The organism is Sphingosinicella rhizophila (assembly GCF_032378825.1).
GTDB lineage: Bacteria > Pseudomonadota > Alphaproteobacteria > Sphingomonadales > Sphingomonadaceae > Allosphingosinicella > Allosphingosinicella rhizophila.
Genome location: NZ_JAVUPU010000005.1, coordinates 80,723 through 101,046 on the forward strand (window position 1 = coordinate 80,723; position 20,324 = coordinate 101,046).

The 20,324-nt window shown below is 63.3% G+C and carries 17 protein-coding genes; 8 read left to right on the forward strand and 9 right to left on the reverse strand.

From position 1 onward, the window contains the following. Position 1: 1 nt before the first annotated feature. The 3 genes from RQX22_RS11040 to RQX22_RS11050 all read right to left on the reverse strand — a co-directional run bounded on the left by RQX22_RS11040 (position 2) and on the right by RQX22_RS11050 (position 2,441). Positions 2–490 (reverse strand): endonuclease domain-containing protein, encoded by a 489-nt coding sequence (locus RQX22_RS11040; protein WP_315726460.1) that lies wholly within the window; start codon positions 488–490, stop codon positions 2–4. 74 nt (positions 491–564) lie between these two features. Continuing rightward, positions 565–2,034 (reverse strand): Fe-S cluster assembly protein SufB, encoded by a 1,470-nt coding sequence (gene sufB, locus RQX22_RS11045; RefSeq protein WP_315726462.1) that lies wholly within the window; start codon positions 2,032–2,034, stop codon positions 565–567. After that, positions 2,034–2,441, reverse strand: coding sequence for an RrF2 family transcriptional regulator (locus RQX22_RS11050; protein WP_315726464.1), 408 nt, complete (start codon positions 2,439–2,441; stop codon positions 2,034–2,036). The genes sufB and RQX22_RS11050 overlap by 1 nt, the downstream gene beginning before the upstream one ends. A gap of 282 nt (positions 2,442–2,723) precedes the next feature. Between RQX22_RS11050 and RQX22_RS11055 the strand changes: the two genes are divergently transcribed. From RQX22_RS11055 to RQX22_RS11070, 4 genes are all read left to right on the forward strand, one after another. Then, positions 2,724–3,761, forward strand: coding sequence for a quinone-dependent dihydroorotate dehydrogenase (locus RQX22_RS11055; RefSeq protein WP_315726466.1), 1,038 nt, complete (start codon positions 2,724–2,726; stop codon positions 3,759–3,761). Between the two features lie 38 nt (positions 3,762–3,799). After that, positions 3,800–5,524, forward strand: coding sequence for a gamma-glutamyltransferase (gene ggt, locus RQX22_RS11060; protein ID WP_315726468.1), 1,725 nt, complete (start codon positions 3,800–3,802; stop codon positions 5,522–5,524). Between the two features lie 117 nt (positions 5,525–5,641). Beyond that, complete coding sequence (locus tag RQX22_RS11065; RefSeq protein WP_315726470.1) at positions 5,642–7,429, forward strand: AMP-dependent synthetase/ligase; 1,788 nt, start codon at positions 5,642–5,644, stop codon at positions 7,427–7,429. A 30-nt stretch (positions 7,430–7,459) separates the two neighbouring features. Continuing rightward, positions 7,460–9,049 carry an amidohydrolase gene (locus RQX22_RS11070; RefSeq protein ID WP_315726472.1) on the forward strand — a complete coding sequence of 530 codons (1,590 nt, stop codon included), beginning with the start codon at positions 7,460–7,462 and terminating at the stop codon, positions 9,047–9,049. Positions 9,050–9,104: 55 nt separating this feature from the next. Here the strand turns inward: RQX22_RS11070 and RQX22_RS11075 are convergent, their stop codons facing one another. Genes RQX22_RS11075 through RQX22_RS11090 form a run of 4 tightly spaced genes read right to left on the reverse strand, consistent with a single transcriptional unit; the run spans position 9,105 to position 11,779 of the window. Next, positions 9,105–9,506, reverse strand: a complete 402-nt coding sequence (locus RQX22_RS11075) for a DUF6491 family protein (RefSeq protein WP_315726473.1) — start codon at positions 9,504–9,506, stop codon at positions 9,105–9,107. A 43-nt stretch (positions 9,507–9,549) separates the two neighbouring features. Further along, positions 9,550–10,278 carry a hydroxyacylglutathione hydrolase gene (gene gloB / locus RQX22_RS11080; protein WP_315726475.1) on the reverse strand — a complete coding sequence of 243 codons (729 nt, stop codon included), beginning with the start codon at positions 10,276–10,278 and terminating at the stop codon, positions 9,550–9,552. Beyond that, on the reverse strand, positions 10,275–11,369 hold the full coding sequence (locus RQX22_RS11085; protein WP_315726477.1) for an NAD(P)H-dependent flavin oxidoreductase: 1,095 nt from the start codon (positions 11,367–11,369) through the stop codon (positions 10,275–10,277). Before RQX22_RS11085 ends, gloB begins: the two co-directional genes overlap by 4 nt. After that, positions 11,363–11,779: a VOC family protein gene (locus tag RQX22_RS11090; RefSeq protein ID WP_315726479.1), complete on the reverse strand. Its 417-nt coding sequence runs from the start codon at positions 11,777–11,779 to the stop codon at positions 11,363–11,365. The genes RQX22_RS11085 and RQX22_RS11090 overlap by 7 nt, the downstream gene beginning before the upstream one ends. A gap of 117 nt (positions 11,780–11,896) precedes the next feature. Between RQX22_RS11090 and RQX22_RS11095 the strand changes: the two genes are divergently transcribed. Then, positions 11,897–12,607 carry an SIMPL domain-containing protein gene (locus tag RQX22_RS11095; RefSeq protein WP_315726481.1) on the forward strand — a complete coding sequence of 237 codons (711 nt, stop codon included), beginning with the start codon at positions 11,897–11,899 and terminating at the stop codon, positions 12,605–12,607. On the opposite strand, the gene RQX22_RS11100 is transcribed toward RQX22_RS11095, so the two are convergent. Together RQX22_RS11100 and RQX22_RS11105 are read right to left on the reverse strand one after the other, a co-directional pair. Next, the gene (locus tag RQX22_RS11100) at positions 12,595–13,371 is read right to left on the reverse strand and encodes a tetratricopeptide repeat protein (RefSeq protein ID WP_315726483.1); all 777 of its coding nucleotides are present in this window, start codon (positions 13,369–13,371) and stop codon (positions 12,595–12,597) included. The genes RQX22_RS11095 and RQX22_RS11100 overlap by 13 nt on opposite strands. Further along, positions 13,368–14,102, reverse strand: coding sequence for an alpha/beta hydrolase (locus RQX22_RS11105; protein ID WP_315726485.1), 735 nt, complete (start codon positions 14,100–14,102; stop codon positions 13,368–13,370). Before RQX22_RS11105 ends, RQX22_RS11100 begins: the two co-directional genes overlap by 4 nt. A 450-nt stretch (positions 14,103–14,552) precedes the next feature. Here RQX22_RS11105 and thrS point away from each other — a divergent pair, with 450 nt between their 5' ends. The 3 genes from thrS to RQX22_RS11120 all read left to right on the forward strand — a co-directional run bounded on the left by thrS (position 14,553) and on the right by RQX22_RS11120 (position 20,260). Then, complete coding sequence (thrS, locus tag RQX22_RS11110) at positions 14,553–16,535, forward strand: threonine--tRNA ligase (protein ID WP_315726486.1); 1,983 nt, start codon at positions 14,553–14,555, stop codon at positions 16,533–16,535. 147 nt (positions 16,536–16,682) lie between these two features. Then, positions 16,683–17,186 carry a translation initiation factor IF-3 gene (gene infC / locus RQX22_RS11115; RefSeq protein WP_315726488.1) on the forward strand — a complete coding sequence of 168 codons (504 nt, stop codon included), beginning with the start codon at positions 16,683–16,685 and terminating at the stop codon, positions 17,184–17,186. A 263-nt stretch (positions 17,187–17,449) separates the two neighbouring features. Continuing rightward, entirely contained in the window at positions 17,450–20,260 is a 2,811-nt protein-coding gene (locus RQX22_RS11120; RefSeq protein ID WP_315726490.1) for a TonB-dependent receptor, read from the forward strand. Positions 20,261–20,324 lie beyond the last annotated feature (64 nt).

Sequence of the window (20,324 nt, forward strand, 5' to 3'; positions counted from 1 at the left end):
GTCAAACGGCTGTTCCTTGAGCAGCTAATAGCCCCTCCCCTTCAGGGGAGGGGTTGGGGTGGGGGGTGTTCCGGCTATCGGAAACAGAATTCAGTTCGAGAAGCAGCGTCTGCAAGACACCATCCATCTCGCGCATCACTTGCTCGTTCGTGAAACGGACGGTCCGATAACCAAGCCGGGCGAGAGCGGCATCGCGAACGATATCCGTCTCCGCGTCATGGGTGATGCCGTCGACCTCTACGATCAGCGCCTTCTGCGGGCAGAGGAAGTCGGCGATGTAACGGCCAATCATCGCCTGCCGGCGGAACTTGAAGCCGCCGAGCTGGCGGTTGGAGGGATGACGCCAGAGACGGATTTCAGGCTCGGTCGGCTGGTTGCGCATCGACCGGGCGCGTTCGTGGAGGGTATCGATCTGCTCGACCGACAGCCCCCACCCCTTTCCCCTCCCCCGAAGGGGAGGGGTTTGTCTGCGCTGACCTTTGTCGATCATGCCGGCGCCTAGCCCCTCCCCTTCAGGGGAGGGGTTGGGGTGGGGGATGTCCCTCGAACCCGAACCTCCATCGATCATCCCACGCTCCCCTCAAGGCTGATGCCCAAAAGCTTCTGCGCCTCGACTGCGAACTCCATCGGCAATTGCTGGAGCACTTCCTTAGCGAAGCCGTTGACGATCAAAGCCACCGCATCCTCCTGCGAAAGGCCCCGCTGCATCGCATAGAAGAGCTGATCGTCGCTGATCTTCGAGGTCGTCGCCTCATGCTCGATCTGGGCGGTCGGGTTGCGGACCTCGATATAGGGGACGGTGTGGGCGCCGCATCTGTCGCCGAGCAGCAGGCTGTCGCATTGGGTGTGGTTGCGGACATTGTCGGCGGCGCCATTGACCCGGACAAGACCTCGATAGGTATTGTTGGAGCGGCCGGCGGAAATGCCTTTCGACACGATGGTCGATCGGCTGTCCTTGCCGATGTGGATCATCTTCGTGCCGGTATCGGCCTGCTGCATGTTGTTGGTGAGCGCGACCGAATAGAATTCACCGACCGAAGCCTCGCCCTTCAATATGCAGGACGGATATTTCCAGGTGATCGCCGAACCGGTTTCGACCTGGGTCCAGGACACTTTCGACCGATCGCCACGGCACATCGCCCGCTTGGTCACGAAATTGTAGATGCCGCCTTTGCCTTCGGCATCGCCCGGATACCAATTCTGCACGGTCGAATATTTGATCTCGGCATCGTCCAATGCGACCAGTTCGACCACCGCGGCATGAAGCTGGTTCTCATCGCGCATCGGCGCGGTGCAGCCTTCGAGATAGGAGACGTAGCTGCCCTTGTCGGCGACGATCAGGGTGCGTTCGAACTGACCGGTATTCTCGGCATTGATCCGGAAGTAGGTGGACAATTCCATAGGGCAGCGCACCCCTTCGGGCACATAGACGAATGTGCCGTCCGAAAAGACAGCGCTGTTCAGGCAGGCAAAATAATTGTCGCGCTGCGGTACCACCGAGCCGAGATATTGGCGCACCAGGTCCGGATATTCGCGAATCGCCTCGGAAATCGACAGGAAGATGACGCCGGCTTTCTTCAGCTCCTCGCGGAATGTGGTCGCCACGGACACGCTGTCGAACACTGCATCGACCGCGATCTTGCGCGCGCCCTCGACGCCGGCCAGCACCTTCTGCTCCTCGATCGGAATGCCGAGTTTCTCATAGGTGCGGCGAATCTCGGGATCGAGCTCGTCGAGTGAAGCCAAGGTCGGCTTTTTCTTCGGCTCCGCATAATAATAAGCGTCCTGGAAATCGATTTCCGGGATGTCGAGCTTGGCCCAGCTCACCTCCTCCATCGTCAGCCAGGCGCGATAGGCCTTGAGCCGCCATTCGAGCATCCATTCGGGCTCGTTCTTCTTGGCCGAAATGTATCGGACCGTCTCCTCGCTCAACCCCTTGGGAGCGAATTCCTGTTCGATATTGGAGGAGAAGCCCCATTCATAGCTCGAGGCGCGGTCGACCGCCTCCTGGGCTTCGCGGTTGCGTACGTCCATCACTTCACCTCGGCGAGACTGGCAAGGCTGACGCCCTGCAATGCGCCACGGAGGGCGCCGTTGACGACGGAAAGGTGGGGCTTGACCTGGCAATGGCCGTCGAGCGCGCAATCATTGCGCTTTTCGTCGACGCAATTGGTCATCGCGATCGGCCCCTCCACCGCTTCGATAATATCAGCAAGGCTGATTCCCCCCGCCTCCCGCGCCAGCCGGAAGCCGCCACCGGTTCCGCGAGCGCTACTGAGCAGGCCGGCACCGGCCAGCCGCCCCATCAATTTCTGCGCGGTCGGAAGTGGGACGCCGGTTTCGCCCGCCAGCAGGGACGCCGACAACCGCGCATCGCCGGGATGGCGAGCGGCTGCGGCCATCATCACGACGGCATAGTCGGCAAGGCTGGTGAGGCGCATGGTCAGGATCCGGACCGGCTATGGACGAGGGCGCGAGACGAAGCCGACGGGGGCATGGCGATGCCGGCGCCAGGGCGCGTCAAAGGCCTCGGACGCGCCAACAGGCCGGCCGATCGCCTTTCTCCTCCCACAGCATCATGCGTGATCATGTCACGATCCTCATACGAGCCAGCCAAATCGGACTGAATCATTCCGATTGCGCATGTGGCGGCAGCGGCGGCGGAAATCAAGGACTTTTGACGGCATTTTGACCCGCGTCGCCGCTAATGCCATAGGCCTTCCATGGCGCTCTATCCCCTGATCCGGCCCTTGATATTCGTGCTGGATGCGGAGCGGGCGCACCGCCTCACCATCCGGGCATTGAAGCTGGTTCCTCCGGGAGATCCGCCCAAGCCCGACCGGCTGCTGTCGATCCAGGTCGCCGGGTTGCATTTTCCCAACCCGGTCGGTCTGGCGGCGGGCTTCGACAAGGATGCCGAGGTTCCCGCCCAGATGCTCGGGCTCGGCTTCGGCTTCGTCGAGGTCGGAACATTGACGCCGCTGCCCCAGGCCGGGAATCCGCGGCCTCGCCTGTTCAGGCTCGCCGAGGACCGGGCCGTGATCAACCGCATGGGGTTCAACAATCGCGGTATGGAGACGGCGCGCCTCCGTCTTGCCAAGCGCAAGAGCGGCGGAATCGTCGGCGTCAATATCGGCGCCAACAAGGATAGCGTCGACCGGATCGCAGATTATGTCGCCGGGGTCCGTGCCATGGCCTCGGTCGCCGACTATCTGACGATCAATATCTCCTCGCCCAACACGCCGGGCCTCCGCGCTCTTCAGGACAAGGGCGCGTTGGTCGAATTGCTGGAGGCAGTCCGCGCGGCGCGCGGCGAAGCCGATGTCCCCGTCTTCCTGAAGCTGGCGCCCGATCTCGAGCGCATTGACGTGGACGATGTCGCGCGCATTGCGATCGACCGCAAACTGGATGGCCTGATCGTAGCCAATACGACGATTTCGCGGCCGGGGCTGATCTCCGACCATCGCGGCGAAGCCGGTGGCCTGTCGGGGGCGCCGCTGAAGGGGCTGGCACTCCAGCGGCTGCGCGACTTCAGAAGCGCGACGGGGGGCGCGCTGCCGCTCATCGCCGCCGGCGGGATCGAGAACGGCGTCGACGCCTTCCAACGGATTCGAGCGGGCGCGAGCCTCGTCCAGCTTTATTCGGCGCTGGTCTATCAGGGACCGACGCTGGCGGCCGCAATCGCCGCCGAGCTGAAGCGCCTGCTTCGGCGGCACGGTTTCGAGCGCCTGTCGGATGCCGTGGGGTCCGCGACGTCTTAGCGCTTGCCGCGCTGGCACAGCGCATTAGGGTTGCGGCCATGCCCCACCCGTTGCGCCGCGTCTTGCGGTCTCTCCATTTCCTCTTTCCACTCATGCTGCTCGCAGGATGCGCTTCCCCAGCGGTCCATGCTCCTCCCGCTTTGTCGGGGCCGCCAGGCATGGTTTCCGCTGCCGACCCGCGCGCGGCCGCGGCAGGCGTCGAGATATTGAATACGGGCGGCAGCGCCGCCGACGCCGCGGTGGCGGTGATGCTGGCGCTGACGGTGGTGGAGCCACAATCCTCAGGCATCGGCGGCGGAAGCTTCCTCGTCTATCATGACGAAAAAAGCGGCCGGATCCTGTCCTATGACGGGCGCGAGGCCGCGCCCGCCGCGGCCACAGCAGCTTATTTCCTGGACGATGACGGCACTGCGCGCCCGCGCCGGGATGCGGTTCCCGGTGGCATGAGCGTCGGCGTTCCGGGCAATTTGCGCCTGGCCGAACTTGCTCACGACCGGCATGGCCAATTGCCCTGGGCTCGTCTGTTCGAGCCGGCGATCCGGCTCGCCCGCGAAGGTTTCGCGATCACGCCCCGCATGCATAGATCGCTCGCCGCCAATTCCGATCTTGCCGCAATGACGCCATGGGCCCGTAGCCATTTCTTCGATCCGGACGGACAGCCCAAAGCGGTCGGAACCCTCCTCACCAATCCCGATCTTGCACATTTCCTAGAAAAAATGGCGGCCCGGGGTCCGGATTATTTCTATACCGGCCCAGCTGCCGAGGCACTTGTCCGAACGGTGCGGGGCGCCGCCCGGAACCCCTCGTCGATGACTACGGGCGACCTCGCCAGCTATGACGCCAAGGAACGGCAACCCTTGTGCGGCGCCTACCGTGTCTATCGCGTCTGCGGCATGGGCCCGCCTTCGTCCGGCGCCACCACCGTCTTCGCCATACTGAAGCAGCTGGAGCGGTTCGATCTCGCGGCGCTCGGCCCCGACGATCCCCGCGCGTGGCATCTGATCGCAGAATCGATGCGGCTCGCTTATGCCGACCGCGAAGCCTATCTCGGCGACCCCGACTTCGTACGCGTACCGGCGCCGGGACTGATGGGCTCATCCTATCTCGCCGGCCGCTCGCGCCTCATCTCACCCGGCAGGACGATGGCGAAGGTTGCGGCAGGAACCCCACCTGGCGCCGCCCGTGTGACCGCGGCGGCCGACCATGAAGTCCCGTCGACCTCGCATGTCGTCGCGGCAGATGCGGGGGGAAATGTCGCGACGCTGACGACGACGATCGAAGGGCCTTGGGGATCGGGCCTCACCGTCAACGGCTTCTTCCTCAACAACGAACTCACCGATTTCAGCTTCGCCCCAGAAGAAAATGGCGCGCCGGTCGCGAACCGGGTGGAAGGCGGCAAGAGGCCGCGCAGTTCGATGTCGCCGACCATCGTCTACGGCCCCGACGGCGAAGTTCGGATCGCCATCGGCGCCGCCGGCGGGATCACGATCATCGCCCAGGTCGCAAAGGCGCTGATCGGCGTGCTCGACTGGAATCTGAGCGCCCAGGATGCGATCGCCTTGCCTGTCATCCTCGGCATTGGCGACCGGGTGGCGGTCGAAAAAGGCACGAAGCTGGAGCTGATGATGCCGGCCTTGGCCGCGCTCGGGCAGCAGGTGAGCGCAATCGAACCGGGCTTCAAGGCAAATGCGATCGAATATGTGGATGGCCATTGGCGCGGAGCAGCGGACCCGCGTAGCGAAGGTGTGGCGATCAGCCAGTAGTTTGGCGATCGGTAACGGGTTTGGGCGTAAAGCCTGATCGTGTGCGGTGGAAGCGCTTCGCGCCTCCACCGATGACGTCAGACAAGCTCTATCAAATGTTGGGGATCGGGAGATTCTATGCGTCCGTTCGAACATTTTCCCAATCTCGTGACGATGTTCTTCACGCGCGCGGCCGAGAAAGGTGACGCGCCTTTCCTGTGGGCGAAGCGCGACGGGAAATGGCGGTCGACCAGCTGGCGGGAGGCTGCCGAACAGGTGGCGGCACTGGCCGCCGCGCTGCGGACGATCGGGCTCGATCGCGGCGACATGGTCATGCTGGTTTCGGAGAACCGGCCGGAATGGTGCATCGCCGATCTTGCGATCATGGCGGCGGGCTGCATCACGGTCCCGGCCTACACCACCAATACCGAACGCGATCACCAGCATATCCTCGACGATAGCGGCGCCCGGGCAGTGATCGTTTCCACCCAGAAGCTGGCCAAGCCTCTGCTTCCCGCCGCCATCCGATCCAACAATTGCGAGCATGTGATCGGGATGGATCCGCTGCCGGCCGGACAGACCGGCACTGTCCGGTTCCACCACTGGACGGCCTTGGTAGAGGCAGGAGGAACGAATGTCGCGGCCTGCGCCGAAGCGGCCGATTTCGGGCGCGACGATCTTGCCTGCGTGATCTATACTTCCGGCACGGGCGGGGCCCCGCGCGGCGTCATGCAGCATCACGGCGCGATCCTCCACAATGTCGAAGGCTGCATCGACGTCATTGCCGAGGATTTCGGCTGGGACGACGAGATCTTCCTGTCCTTCCTGCCGGCCTCCCACGCCTACGAACATAGTGGCGGGCAACATTTCCCGATCGGGCTCGGTGCCCAGATCTATTATTCGGAAGGACTCGAAAAGCTCGCCTCCAATATCGAGGAGGTGCGCCCGACCATCATGGTGGTCGTGCCGCGCCTGTTCGAGGTGTTGCGCCAACGCGTGCTGAAGGCGGTCGAGAAGCAGGGCAAGGTGCCGAACTATCTGCTGAAGCGGGCGCTCGACATCGGTGCCCGGGATTATGCCGGCTCCATGTCGATCCTCGACCGGCCGATGGACTTCATCCTCGACCGCACCCTGCGCCCCAAGATCAATGCGCGCTTCGGCGGACGGATGAAAGCCATGGTATCGGGCGGTGCGCCGCTCAATCCGGAGGTCGGCATCTTCTTCCATTCGATGGGCCTGACCCTGCTGCAGGGTTACGGCCAGACCGAGGCGGCGCCGGTGATCAGCTGCAACCGGCCCAAAGCGGGCATCAAGATGGACACGGTCGGGCCGCCGCTGAAGAATACCGAGGTGCGAATCGCCGAGGACGGCGAAATTCTGGTGCGTGGCGAACTGGTCATGAAAGGCTATTGGCGCAATCCCGCCCAGACGGAGCGGGCGCTTCAGGACGGTTGGCTGCTGACCGGCGACATCGGTCATGTCGACGATGCCGGGCGGCTCGTCATCACCGATCGCAAGAAGGACATTATCGTCCTCGACAAAGGCGACAATGTCGCCCCGCAGAAGATCGAGGGAATGCTGACCCTGCGGCCCGAAATCACGCAGGCGATGGTGGCGGGGGACCGGCGGCCTTATCTGGTAGGCCTCCTGGTTCCCGATCCCGAATGGACCGCGGATTGGGCGAACACCCACGGCAAGCCCGCCGGCGACGCGCTGAAGAGGGATCCCGACTATCTTCGCGCGCTTTCGGCCGCAGTCGACCTCGTCAACGCCGAATTGTCGGTGATCGAGAAGGTGCGCCGCTTCATCCTGGCGGACGAGCCGTTCACGACCGAGAATGAGCAGCTCACCCCGTCGATCAAGATCCGCCGCCACGTCATCCGCGGAGTCTATGGCAACCGCCTGGACGCGCTCTACAAACACTGACGCCAAGAAAACCGGAATGAGGGAGAAGAGATGAAACGCCGCAGCATGACCGCCATTGCCTGTGCCCTGATGGCGCTGGCCGCGACACCGGCGGGCGCCCAGAAGGTGAGCGCCGTCAAGCAGCGCGCGGTCTCAGGAGTGGAGGCGCGCGCGAAGCTGGCGCAGGAGATCAACGATTCCATCTTCAGCTTCGGCGAGCTCGGCTTCCAGGAGGTCGAAACATCCCGCTACGTCACCGAGATCCTCGAAAAGAACGGCTTCGCCATCGAACGCAATGTCGCCGGGCTGCCGACCGGCTGGGTGGCGCGCTGGAGCCATGGCGAGGGCGGGCCGGTGATCGCCTTGGGATCGGATATCGACGGCATTCCCAAGGCGTCGCAGAAGCCCGGAATCCCTTATCACTCGCCGCTGGTCGAAGGCGCACCCGGTCATGGCGAGGGGCATAATTCCGGACAGGCGGTCAATGTGGTGGCAGCGCTGGCGGTCAAGGAGATCATGGAGCGCGACGATATCAAAGGGAGCCTGGTGCTGTGGCCGGGCGTCGCCGAGGAACTGCTCGGTGGCAAGGCCTATATGGTCCGCGACGGCGTGTTCGAGGGTGTCGACGCCGTCCTCTTCACCCATGTCAGCGACAATCTCGGCACCGCCTGGGGCCAGCCGACGGGTACCGGCCTCGTCTCGGTCGAGTATAGTTTCCACGGCGACACCGCCCATTCCGCGGGCGCGCCATGGCGCGGCCGTTCCGCGCTGGACGCCGTCGAGCTTATGAACATGGGCTGGAACATGCGCCGCGAGCATCTGCGTCCCGAGCAGAGATCCCATTATGTGATCACCGACGGCGGCGATCAGCCGAACGTGGTGCCCTCGATCGCCAGTGTCTGGTATTATATCCGCGAGCAGAGCTTCGCGGGCATCGCGAAGAATTTCGAAATCGCCAATACGATCGCCGAGGCGGCGGCGAAGATGACCGATACGACAGTCACCCGCCGCATCATTGGCGCGGCGGCGCCGCGGCATTTCAACCGTCCCATGGCCGAGGCCGCCTATGCCAATATCCGGGCCGTGGGCCTGCCAAACTGGACGGCGGACGAGCAGGCTTTTGCAAAGGCCGTGCAGCGCAACATCAACGCGGAAAAGGTGGAGGGCCTCGATACGGAGCTCGATACGCTGGCCGCGCCGGTAGCAGATCCCAAGAGCGGCGGCTCAGATGATATTGGCGACATTTCCTGGACCATTCCGACCATCACGATCGGCTACCCCGCGAACATACCCAATCTTCCCGGTCACAATTGGGTGAATGCGGTCGCCATGGCCACGCCGATCGCGCACAAGGGCGTGGTCGCCGGCGCAAAAGTGGTGGCGATGACGACCATCGATCTGCTGACGCGCCCATCGCTGCTGCGGGATGCCCGGGATTATTTCGACAAGGTCCAGACCAAGGACCAGAAATATGCGCCGGTGCTGGCGTCGACCGACAAGCCGGCGGTGGAACTCAATACCGAGATCATGGCGCGCTTCCGGCCACAAATGAGGGAATTTTATTACGACCCGAGCCGCTACGCCACCTATCTGGAGCAGCTCGGGATAAAATTCCCCATTCTGGACAATCCGCCGCGATGACCGCGGGCAAGCCGGTCGATCGTATCAGGCTCTATTCAAATGTTGGAGACGCGGCTCAACCCGCCTTGCGATAAGGCGTGAAGTCACCCAGCGCGCAGCCGCCATATTCGGCGCCGGTCGACGGATCGAAGACACTGGCCAAATCACCCGAACAAAGCCGGCTGCTGGTGGTCCGAGTCCGCAAGGCCCGGGTCGACGTGATTTCCGGACAACCGTCGCGCGGCCGGTTCACATAGAGCGTGTTTCCGAACGATTCGAAGATGATCGCATGCTCGCCGATGCTTCGATTGCCCTGCAGGTCACGGCTGTTGACGCACGACACAGGCGGGCCGGATTGTGAATAGCCCGCTAGCGCCGATGCCAGGCGCGCTTCGTCATCCCGCTGCACCTCCATCGATTTCTGCTCGGACGCGCATCCCGCAAGCAGGAGGGCGCCGGCCAGCAACATCCTTTTCATGCCAATCTCCTTTCCCTTAATGGATTTCACCCTGGTCAACGCTTCAACCTCGAAATCCATCCTTGGCGGTCCGCCGCTCCGCGAATTCCGTAACCGAAGAGGCCCGCATGAAGGGATTGGTCGCCCGCTCCAGTGCAATCGTCGTGGGTATCGTCGGCTGGTCGGCACGGCGCGCCTTCTCCACCTCGGTCATGCGCCGGACGAGCGCGTCATTGTCCGGTTCGACCGTCAAGGCGAAACGCCCGTTCGCAAGCGTATATTCGTGGGCGCAATAGACCTTGGTCTCGGGGGGAAGAGCGGCCAGGCGCTGCAGGTTGGCGTGCATCTGCTCCGCATTTCCCTCGAACAGCCGGCCGCAGCCCATGGCGAACAAGGTGTCACCGACGAAAACGAGACCTTCCGTCGGAAGATGAAAAGCGATGTGACCTGCCGTATGGGCGGGCACTTCCATGACGATGGCTTCGGCGCCGCCGAGCGAAACGCTATCCCCCTCCGCCACCGGCCGGTCCAGCGTCGGGATCTTGCCGGCCTCCGCGGCGGGACCCGTCACGCGGCAACCGGTGACTGCCTTTATCCGGTCGTTGCCGCCGATATGGTCGGGGTGCCAGTGGGTGTTCCAGATCTGGCTGATCCGCCAATTCCGCGCCGCGGCCTCCGCCAGCACCGGCTCGGCCTCGGCCGGATCGATCACCGCCGTTTCCCCTGACGCACCGTCATGTGCCAGCCAGATATAATTGTCCGTGAGGGCCGGGATGCGCACCACTTCGATCATAGTCGTTTCTCCTTGCGCCCCTGCAGCAGTGCCAGGGCGCCTGATGCAAGCGTCGATACGAGTTGGGCAGCCGGCATGGGCCGGCCGAGCCTGGCCGCCTGGCCGGCCCAGAGCGGCGAAAAGCCGGCATCCCCACGTGCCTCCGCGGCGGCGCGAAGCGGTGCCAGCGCGCTCGCCGCATAGGGAAAAGGCGGCGCCTCGCGCCGCACCACGCCCAGTTCCCGCATCAGCCGGTTGGGCACGCCGCGCGCAAAACCGCCGGTCATCAGGTTGGTCACCATCGTTTGGTCCGCATCCTCCCCGGACAAGGCTGCGCGATGGGCAGCGGAAATCCGGCTTTCGGGACAGGATAGGAAGGCCGTGCCGATCTGGACGGCGCTCGCACCCAGCGTCAAGGCGGCGGCAATGCCGCGCGCATCGGCAATTCCGCCCGCGGCCACGACGGGAACGTCCACTGCATCGACGATCTGCGGCAGGAGCGCCATCAAGCCCATATGGGCGGCGGGATGGGCGGCAAGGAAGCGGCCGGCATGGCCGCCGGCTTCATAGCCCTGGGCAATCACGGCGTCGACGCCCCGCCCCTGCAGCCATCGCGCCTCCTCGACGCTGGTGGCATTGCCGAGGATCACCGCTCCGGCAGCCCTGACGCGATCGAAAAGCGCGGGGGCCGGCAAACCGAAGTGGAAGCTGACGACTTCGGGCTTCAGCGCCTCGACAAGCGCGCACGTGCCGGCGTCGAACGGCATGCGAAGGCGCGGCGCCTCCGCAGGAGGAAGGGTTCCGAATTCGTCATGATAGGGCCGAAGCAAGGACCGCCATTCCTGTTCGTCCGGCGCGGGTGGCATATTATGGCAGAAGAAATTGAGATTGATCGCCCCGGTCGCAGCACGCCGGATCGCCGCGACCTCCGTCCGCACCGCGTCTGGGGAAAGGATGGCGCAAGGCAGCGATCCCAGCGCGCCGGCCTTGATGGCGGCGACCGCAAGCGCGGCATCACTTGCACCGGCCATCGGCGCCTGCACGATCGGATAGCGGGTTCCGACGAGATCGAGGAAATGCCGGTCGGGCCAGGGGGTTGCGGCCCCTACCATTTCCCCGTGTTCGCCATCGAGGCCCAGGGCTCCGCTGGCGGCAGCGCCTCGCCAGCCTGAAGCAATTCGATCGAAATATTGTCGGGCGTGCGGACGAACGCCATGCGGCCGTCGCGCGGCGGCCGGTTGATGGTAATGCCATTGTCCATCAGGTGTCGGCATGTTTCATATATGTCGTCTACCCGGTAGGCGAGATGTCCGAAATTGCGGCCCTCGCCATAATCTTTCTCGTCCCAATTATGGGTTAGCTCCACCTGTGCATCCTCGTCCCCCGGGGCGGCCAGGAAGATCAGGGTGTAACGGCCTTGTTCATCGTCATGGCGGCGCAGTTCACGAAGACCGAGCAGGGTGAAGAAGCGAATTGTCTCGTCGGGATCCGATACCCGGATCATGGTATGCAGATATTTCATTTCGGCTCCCCATCGTTTCGGCTAAGCTCTATTCAATGTTGAGACCATGATCGGCGCGCGCCTAGTCGTGCTTTAATATGGGAGAATATGGCGCGCGTTCCAGCAGGGGATTTTCGAATGATCCGCGACCGCAATCTCGTGCTTCTCGTCATCGGCGGCGCCATCGCCATCGCGATCGTCCTGGGCGGCTATCTGCTGGGCGACGGCCTCCGGCGCGCGCGCATGGCCGATCGTTCCGTGACGGTGCGCGGCCTTGCCGAACGCGACGTCAACGCCGATCTCGCGACCTGGACGATCGTCTATACCGAACAAGGGACGGAGCTCGGTACGGTCCAGGCGGCGATCGATCAGAAGACGCGCACCGTCCGCGCTTTCTTTACCCGGCTCGGCTTCAACGAGCAGGACGTCAACACGGCCGGGACCGGCGTCAGCCAATATTATGACAGCAACCGCGGCACCAACAACGTCACCGTCCGCCAGCGCCTGCAGTTGCGCACCAACGATGTCGGCAAGGCTCGTGCCGCCTTCGCCCGTCAGTTCGAGCTGATCCGCAACGGCGTCGCGCTCGAGGAGGGGACGGCGATGATCTACAGCTTCACCAGGCTCAATGACATCAAACCGGCCATGATCGCGGAGGCCACCAGGGACGCCCGCAAGGGCGCCGAGCAATTCGCCAAGGATAGCGGCACCAGGGTCGGTGGCATCAAGCAGGCCACCCAGGGCTATTTCTCGGTCGGCGCGCGCTATGGAGACGAAGGATCCTCGGGAAGCGATTCGCCCTTTCAAAAGGTGCGGGTCGTCACCACCATCGATTTCTATCTGGATTGATCGGGCGGGGCCGCGGCCGACGCCGGCTCCAATCCGTTTTCCACGATCGCGGCCTGGGCGGCGCGGCCCGCCGGCGACTGGGGCGACGCCTTTATCGCGCGCATGTAGAAGGCTCTTGCGATGTCGGTGTCGCCGGCCAGGCCGGAAATGTTGCCGGCCTCGAGCAACACGTCGGCATCGTCGGGCGCCAGCGTGACAGCCTTGCCGATATCGGTCCGGGCGCGCGCAAGATCGTCGGACTGGCGCGCAAGCGCCGCCGACAAATACCATCCGAACGGGTCGGACGGCACCAGCGCCAACCCCTTGTCGATATCAAGCCGCGCCGCCTGAACATCATCGGCGGCAAATGCGGCGCGGGCACGATCGAACAAGACTTCCCCGCGAAGCTCGGGCGTCAGGCTGCTGGTGGCGAGCGCGGCGTCCAATGCCTTGCGGGCGCTCGCAAATTCGCCGCCCGCCAGCCAGGCATTGCCGGACTGGGTCCAATATTCGGCGGCGCGCGGATCCTGCTTCAGCTCCGCCTCCCTGGCCGCCTGCTCGAACTCGGTCGCCGCTGGCCCCCATCGCTCCAGCTGGACATAAGCAAGCGCCAGGCAGTGCCGCGCGGACAGCCCCCCGCCCGATACGCGCCACTCGCTCGCCTTGCGCACGGCCTGTTCGGGATCGGTCCTGACGGTTTCGGTGCAGCTGCGTAGCTGTGCCTCTTCGGATGCGGCGGGCGGCGCGCCCTGAAGCGCGGCAAAGGCAAACAGAAGCGAAATCACAAAGCCTCCAGCAGAGCGGTCACGGTCGCGATCAGCCTGGCGATGTCGGAATCGCGCGACAGGCGATGATCGCCGTCCTTGAGCAACAGCATCTGCACGTCGGCTGAACGAAGCTGCTCCATCAGCCGATAGGAGATGCGCCAAGGCACATCCTTGTCGTCGAGACCGTGGAGAAGCCTGACCGGACATTCTATCGCCACCGGGCCATCCAGCAACTTCAGCCCTTCGCCGTTCTCCCAGAAGCATTTGGTGGTGACATAAGGCTGATCGCTATAGGCCGACGGCTCCTCGATCCGGCCCTGCTCCAATATCTCCCGCTTCTGCGCCTCGGTGAAGCCCCACGAGGTAAAGTCGGGCGCCGCGGCGATCCCGATCAGGGCCGCCACTTTCTGCGGACGGGCGAGGGCCGCCAGCAGCATCAGCCATCCGCCCATGGACGATCCGACCAGGACGACCGGCCCAGCAACTTGGTCGATCATCGCCAGCGCGTCATCACGCCAGTCGGCAAGACTTTGCGCCTCGAACGCACCTTCACTGGCACCGCAGCCGGCATAATCGAAGCGAAGCATCGCGCGCCCTTCGGCCGCGGCCCAGCCATCGAGCGCGACGGCCTTGCTGCCTTCCATGTCGGACATATAGCCGGGAAGGAAGATCAAGGTCGGGGATCCGCCGGGACGGTGGCGATAGGCCAGGCGGCGCCCCGACCGGTTCAGGAACTCGATTTCGTTCATGCAAGGATCGACTTTGCTGATGGTCAGGATGGTCTGCGGCGGGCGGCCTTTACCTGTGCTTCGTCCTCCCCGCAAATGTCCCGGAAAGCACGCCATTCCGATTGGGTTAGGATCTGCGCATAGCTGTGGCAAAGTTTCATGCTTCGCCGGAATTTCAACTGCCGGTCCCGCGATGGCGGATGGGTAGAAATATATGCAAAACCGCTGCCGAGTCGGCCCAGCTGTTCAGGAGCCTGATAGGCTCCGTCACTCGCATTGCGTCCATTGACCACCCCGGGTTCGATCGAGGCTGCAACGAACAGGCAGGAGGCGCAAGCAGGGTTTGATCCGTTTCTGCTGCGCCTGCAGCGCATTCCGTCCGGAAGCCGTCTCGTTTCCGCTGTTTTCTTGACAGCGAACCCGCCCCATCTATGGCGGCAAGGTGCCAAAACTTGCGGAGTGCTCCTTTCGATGTCCGAAATGTTTTCGATCAAGCTGCCCGACGGATCGGTCCGCGAGGTCGAGGCGGGGACTACGCCTGCGGACATTGCGGCGGCGATCGGACCCGGCCTTGCAAAGGCGGCGCTGGCCGCTCGCGTCAACGGTGAAGTGCGCGACCTCAACCGGCCGCTGGAAGGCGATGCCGAGCTGCAGCTGATCACGGCCAGGGACGAAGCCGACGCACTGGAGCTGGCACGGCACGATTATGCCCATGTCCTCGCCGAGGCGGTTCAGAACTTGTTCCCAGGCACCCAGATCACCTTCGGGCCGGCCACCGAGGACGGCTTCTATTATGATTTCGCGCCGAAGGACCGTCCCTTCACGGAAGAGGATCTGCCGGCGATCGAGGAAGAGATGCGCCGCGTGATCGCGCGCGACGAACCGCTTGTCCGGGAAGTGTGGGCGCGCGACGATGTCCGGGCTTTCTTCGAAAGCCAGGGAGAGACCTTCAAGGCGGAATGGGTGATGGAGCTGCCCGCCGACGAGACGATTTCCATGTACCGCTCTGGCCGGTGGATGGACTTGTGCCGGGGGCCTCACCTCGCCTCGACCGGCAAGCTCGATCCGGATGCGTTCAGGCTGACGCGGGTGTCGGGCGCCTATTGGCGCGGCGACCAGAAGAATGCGATGCTGTCGCGCATCTACGGGACGGGCTGGCTGAACAGGAAGCAGCTCGACGCCCATCTGATCCGCCTCGAGGAGGCGGGGAAGCGTGATCATCGCAAGATCGGCCAGGAAATGGACCTGTTCCACCTCCAGAACGAGGCGCAGGGTTCGATCTTCTGGCACCCCAAGGGCTTCATGATCTGGCGGGTGCTCGAAGCCTATGTCCGCCGGCGTCAGGACGAGGCTGGCTATACCGAGGTGAAGACGCCACAGCTGCTGGACGCCAAATTGTGGGAAGCCTCGGGCCACTGGGGCAAGTTTCGCGAGAACATGTTCGTGGTGCCCGACGAGGTGCCGGGGACCGATCCCGACAAGCCGGTGCTCGCCGGTACGGGCAATCTCATGGCCCTGAAGCCGATGAACTGCCCCGCCCATATCCAGGTCTTCCGTCAGGGCATCAGAAGCTATCGCGACCTACCGGTGCGGCTCGTCGAATTCGGCGCTCTCCATCGCAACGAGCCACATGGCGCGCTTCACGGCATCATGCGGGTACGACAGTTCACCCAGGACGACGGTCACATCTTCTGCACCGACGAACAGGTGGAAAGCGAGAGCATCGCTTTTTGCGAACTGCTGGGTTCGGTCTATCGCGATCTCGGCTTCGCCGACTTCCAGGTGAAGCTCGCGACCCGTCCCGAAATGCGGGTCGGCGAGGACGCGGTCTGGGACCGCGCCGAGGCCAATCTCGAGGCCGCGCTCAAGGCGACCGGCCTGGCTTACGAGATCCTGCCGGGCGAGGGTGCCTTTTACGGGCCGAAGCTCGAATTCCATTTGCGGGACGCGATCGGCCGCACCTGGCAATGCGGAACGCTCCAGCTCGACTATCAGATGCCCGATCGGCTGGATGCCAGCTACGTGGCCGAAGACGGTTCGAAACGTCGGCCGGTCATGCTCCACCGGGCAATCCTTGGCACCTTCGAACGCTTTATCGGCATTTTGATCGAACATCATGCCGGACGCTTCCCGCTGTGGCTGGCGCCGGTCCAGGCGGTGATCGCGACGATCGTGTCCGATGCCGACGATTATGCCAAGGAGGTGCTTGGTCTGCTGACCGCTGCAGGCATCCGCGCCGAGACCGACCTTCGCAATGAAAAGATCAATTACAAGATACGCGAACACAGCCTCGCCAAGGTCCCCAACCTGCTGGTGCTGGGCAAGCGCGAGGCCGAGCAGCGCATGGTGGCGCTGAGGCCGCTCGGCTCCGATGCGCGGCAGGAGGTGCTGCCGCTCGAACAGCTGATCGAGCGGCTCAAACGCGAGGCGACGGCGCCGGACCTGCGCGGCTGATCCGCAACAGCCCGGCCGGAAAAGAAGCCTCGTTCGGCGGCCTGGCTTTCAATTCGCGCCGGGAATCACTAGGTGATGCGCTTACCTACGTATTCAGGAGACACAGCTATACGTCCCCCTCTGACCCGGCGCCCTCAGACGCCGCCCATGAACGGCCCCCGTTTCAATGAATTCATCGTCTCGCCCAAAGTACGCGTGATCGATGAGAATGGCGAGAATCTGGGCGTCATGCTGACCGCCGAAGCCATTGAGCAAGCGGCCGACGTCGGCCTCGACCTGGTGGAAGTTTCGCCCAATGCCGATCCGCCCGTGGTCAAGTTCCTGGACGTCGGCAAATATAAATATGAGGCCCAGAAAAAGGCCAACCTCGCCCGGAAGTCGCAAAAGACGCAGGAGATCAAAGAGATCAAGATGCGTCCCAACATCGACGACCATGATTACGACACCAAGATGAAGAAGGTGTTCGACTTCATCAAGGAAGGCGACAAGGTGAAGATCACTTTGCGCTTTCGCGGCCGCGAGCTTGCCCATGGCGAGCTTGGCATGCGCCTCCTCCAACGCGTCCAGGACGATGTCGTCGAAGCGGCAAAGGTGGAACAGCATCCCCGAATGGAAGGCCGGCAGATGCTGATGGTGCTCGCACCCAAATAGGGCTTGATGGCCGATTCGACGAACGGCGCGCTTTTACGGTCCGGCCGCCGATGATGTTTGCTCGGCGGTCGGATTCTGGAAATCAAAGCTTTCCGTAGCGGCAGTTGATCGCCCATTTTTCCTTAAGTTTCATTACGCAACCTAATTGTTGCTTTATTGCCATGAAAAAGTGAAACCTACGGAAAAGTGCGGTTTCCCGCTGGCAGACAATCGGCCTTTTCATTAGCTTCCTTCCAAATAAAAACTTTTAGGGAGGACTGAAAATGTCGAAATCCTTTTGGTTGATGTCGGCCGGCGCGCTCGCATTCGCAATCCCTGCCCATGCCCAGGACAATACATCGTCCACCGGCCAGACCAGTCCCTTGCAGGAATCCGCCGAAGTCGCCCAGAACGTGGATGTCGATTCCACGGACGAAGTCATCGTCGTCACGGCGCAAGGCCGCGAACAGATCCTGCAGGATGTGCCGCTGGCCGTTTCGGCGGTTTCGGCGGAAGCGCTGCAAAATTCGGGTGGCAGCGACATACGCTCGCTCAACCAGCTCGCGCCCTCGCTCCTGGTATCATCGACAGGGTCCGAGGCCAATGGCTCGGCGCGGATCCGCGGCATCGGAACGGTCGGCGACAATCCCGGCCTCGAAAGCTCGGTCGCGGTATTCATCGACGGCGTCTACCGGTCCCGGACAGGCGTCGGGCTCAATGAGCTAGGCGAGATCGAGCGGGTCGAAGTGCTGCGCGGACCGCAGGGCACCTTGTTCGGCCGCAACGCCTCCGCCGGCCTCATCAACATCATCAGCAAGAAGCCGAACCTCAACGAGTTCGAAGGCTTTGGCGAAGCTACGTACGGAAATTACGATCATATCCGCATCGGAGGCGGGATCACCGGCCCGATCGGCGAAGGCGGGCTCGGCTTCCGGCTGGACGGCGTCTATGTGAACCGTGACGGCTTCCTCAAGGTGGTCGACCCTCAGGGAGGAACCGAAAGCCGGGTCAACGATCGCGACCGCCTGTTCCTGCGTGGCCAGTTGCTCTACGAGCCGACCGATGCGCTCGAGATAAGGCTGATCGGCGATTATACGACCCGCGACGAATCCTGCTGCGGCGCGGTCTATATCGAAACGCGCGAGACATTCGATCCGACCCCGGCGACGCCGGGCGATTTCTCGGTCGCCCCAAGCAACCGGATCGCCGACATCTTGCGTGATCCCTTCTTCGGCGAGACCTTCCCGTCGGGCGACGATCCCTATCGGCGGCTGATCTCGGTCTCTCCGGGCCGAACATTTCGCAACAAGACCGAGGATTATGGAGTCTCGCTCCAGGTCGATTACGACCTGGGACCTGCGGCGCTGACCTCGATCACCGCTTATCGCGAATATAAATCCGGCGGTGCCGCCGATCTCGATTACGGCCGCGCCGACATCTATTATCGCGACGACGACGGCAATTCCTACCGCCAGTTCAAGACCTTCAGCCAGGAGTTGAGACTGCAGGGCTCGGCGTTCGACGACCGGCTCGACTGGCTGGTCGGCGGCTATTACGCCCATGAGGATCTCCGCCTCGTCGACAATGTGCGCTTCGGCACCCAATATGGCGCCTTCGCGGCCTGCCGCGCCATCGCCACCGTCAATCCGGCAGCGGCGCTGCGGCAGGCCGGCGCTCCCGGTTGCCTCAGCCCGACCGGCCGCGCCGTGCTGAGCGGCCAGGCGCCTGGAACCACGCCGGCCTTCGGCGCGCTGACTCCGGTCGTGCTCGCGGCGGTGGACCGACTCAGCACCGTCAGCGACGTGGGCGACGTAGATTCACGCTACGATCAGACCAGCGAGAATTATGCGCTGTTCACCCACAATATTTTCGAGATCACGGACGGCCTGAGCCTGACCCTCGGCGCGCGCTACACGCATGAATCGAAGGATCTGGAGACGGATTTCAACAACAATAATAATATCTGCCCCGCCCAGCAGGCCGCGCTAGCCCCCTATATTACCGATCCCAACGTGCCGGCCAGCCTGAGAACCCTGCTCGGCCAGGTCGTGCTGCTCACCTGCACCGGCAATTCGAGCACTTCCTTGAACGGTCTCGACATCAGGAGCGAGCGCGACGAGGGCGAATGGACGGGGACCGCCGTGCTTTCCTACAAGCCCAATGCCGACATGATGTTCTACGCCAGCTATTCGAAGGGCTATAAAGCAGGCGGCTTCAATCTCGACCGGTCGGATCTCGGTTCCGCCATCTTCCCGCGCAGCAATGCCGACGGAGACGCGCTCCAATTCGCGGCGGAGAAAGTCGATGCCTATGAAATCGGCGCGAAGTTCAGCGGGCCCCGAGGCCTCACCTTCAACGTCGCGGCGTTCCGGCAGGACTTCAAGGATTTCCAGCTCAACACGTTCAACGGAAGCGTCTTCATCGTCCAGAACGTCAATAGCTGCGGAACCGATCTGGGCGGAGCCGACCAGGACCCGTCGGCAACGACAGGCGGCTGCTCGGCGGACGATGTCGAGCCCGGCGTCCGTTCACAGGGCATCGAGGTAGAGATGAGCGCTTCGCCGCTTCGCAACCTGTTCGTCACGGCAGGCTACACCTATGCCGACACCAAATATCGCCGCAATCTGATCGGCAGCTCGCAGGGCGAGCCGCTCGATCCTTTCCTGTTCAACCTTCCCGGAAAGAATATTTCCAACGCACCCAAACATGTGCTGACGGGCTCGCTGGCCTTCACGCCGGAGCTCGGCATGGGCGGACTGAGCGGCCTCTTCTATATCGATGGCCGCTACACCAGCTCCTTCAATACCGGGTCGGACCTGTTCCCCGAAAAGGCCCAGGACGATTTCCTGCTGGTCAATGCCCGCATCGGTATCAGAGGACCGGAACAACGGTGGGCGGTGGAGCTTTGGGCGCAGAATCTGTTCAACAAGGATTATCAGCAGGTCGCCTTCAACTCGCCGTTCCAGGGTTCAGGCAGCCGCGCCCAGGTCGAACAGTTCGGGGCGCCTCTGGGCTTCGGCACCGCCAACCAGCTCTTTTCCTCCTATCTGGCGGAGCCCAGGACCTACGGCCTCACTGCCCGCATACGCTTCTGATCCGTCTCCATTCGATCGATGGCCCCCATCCAGGATGGCGGGGGCCTTCGATACAGTGAGGAAT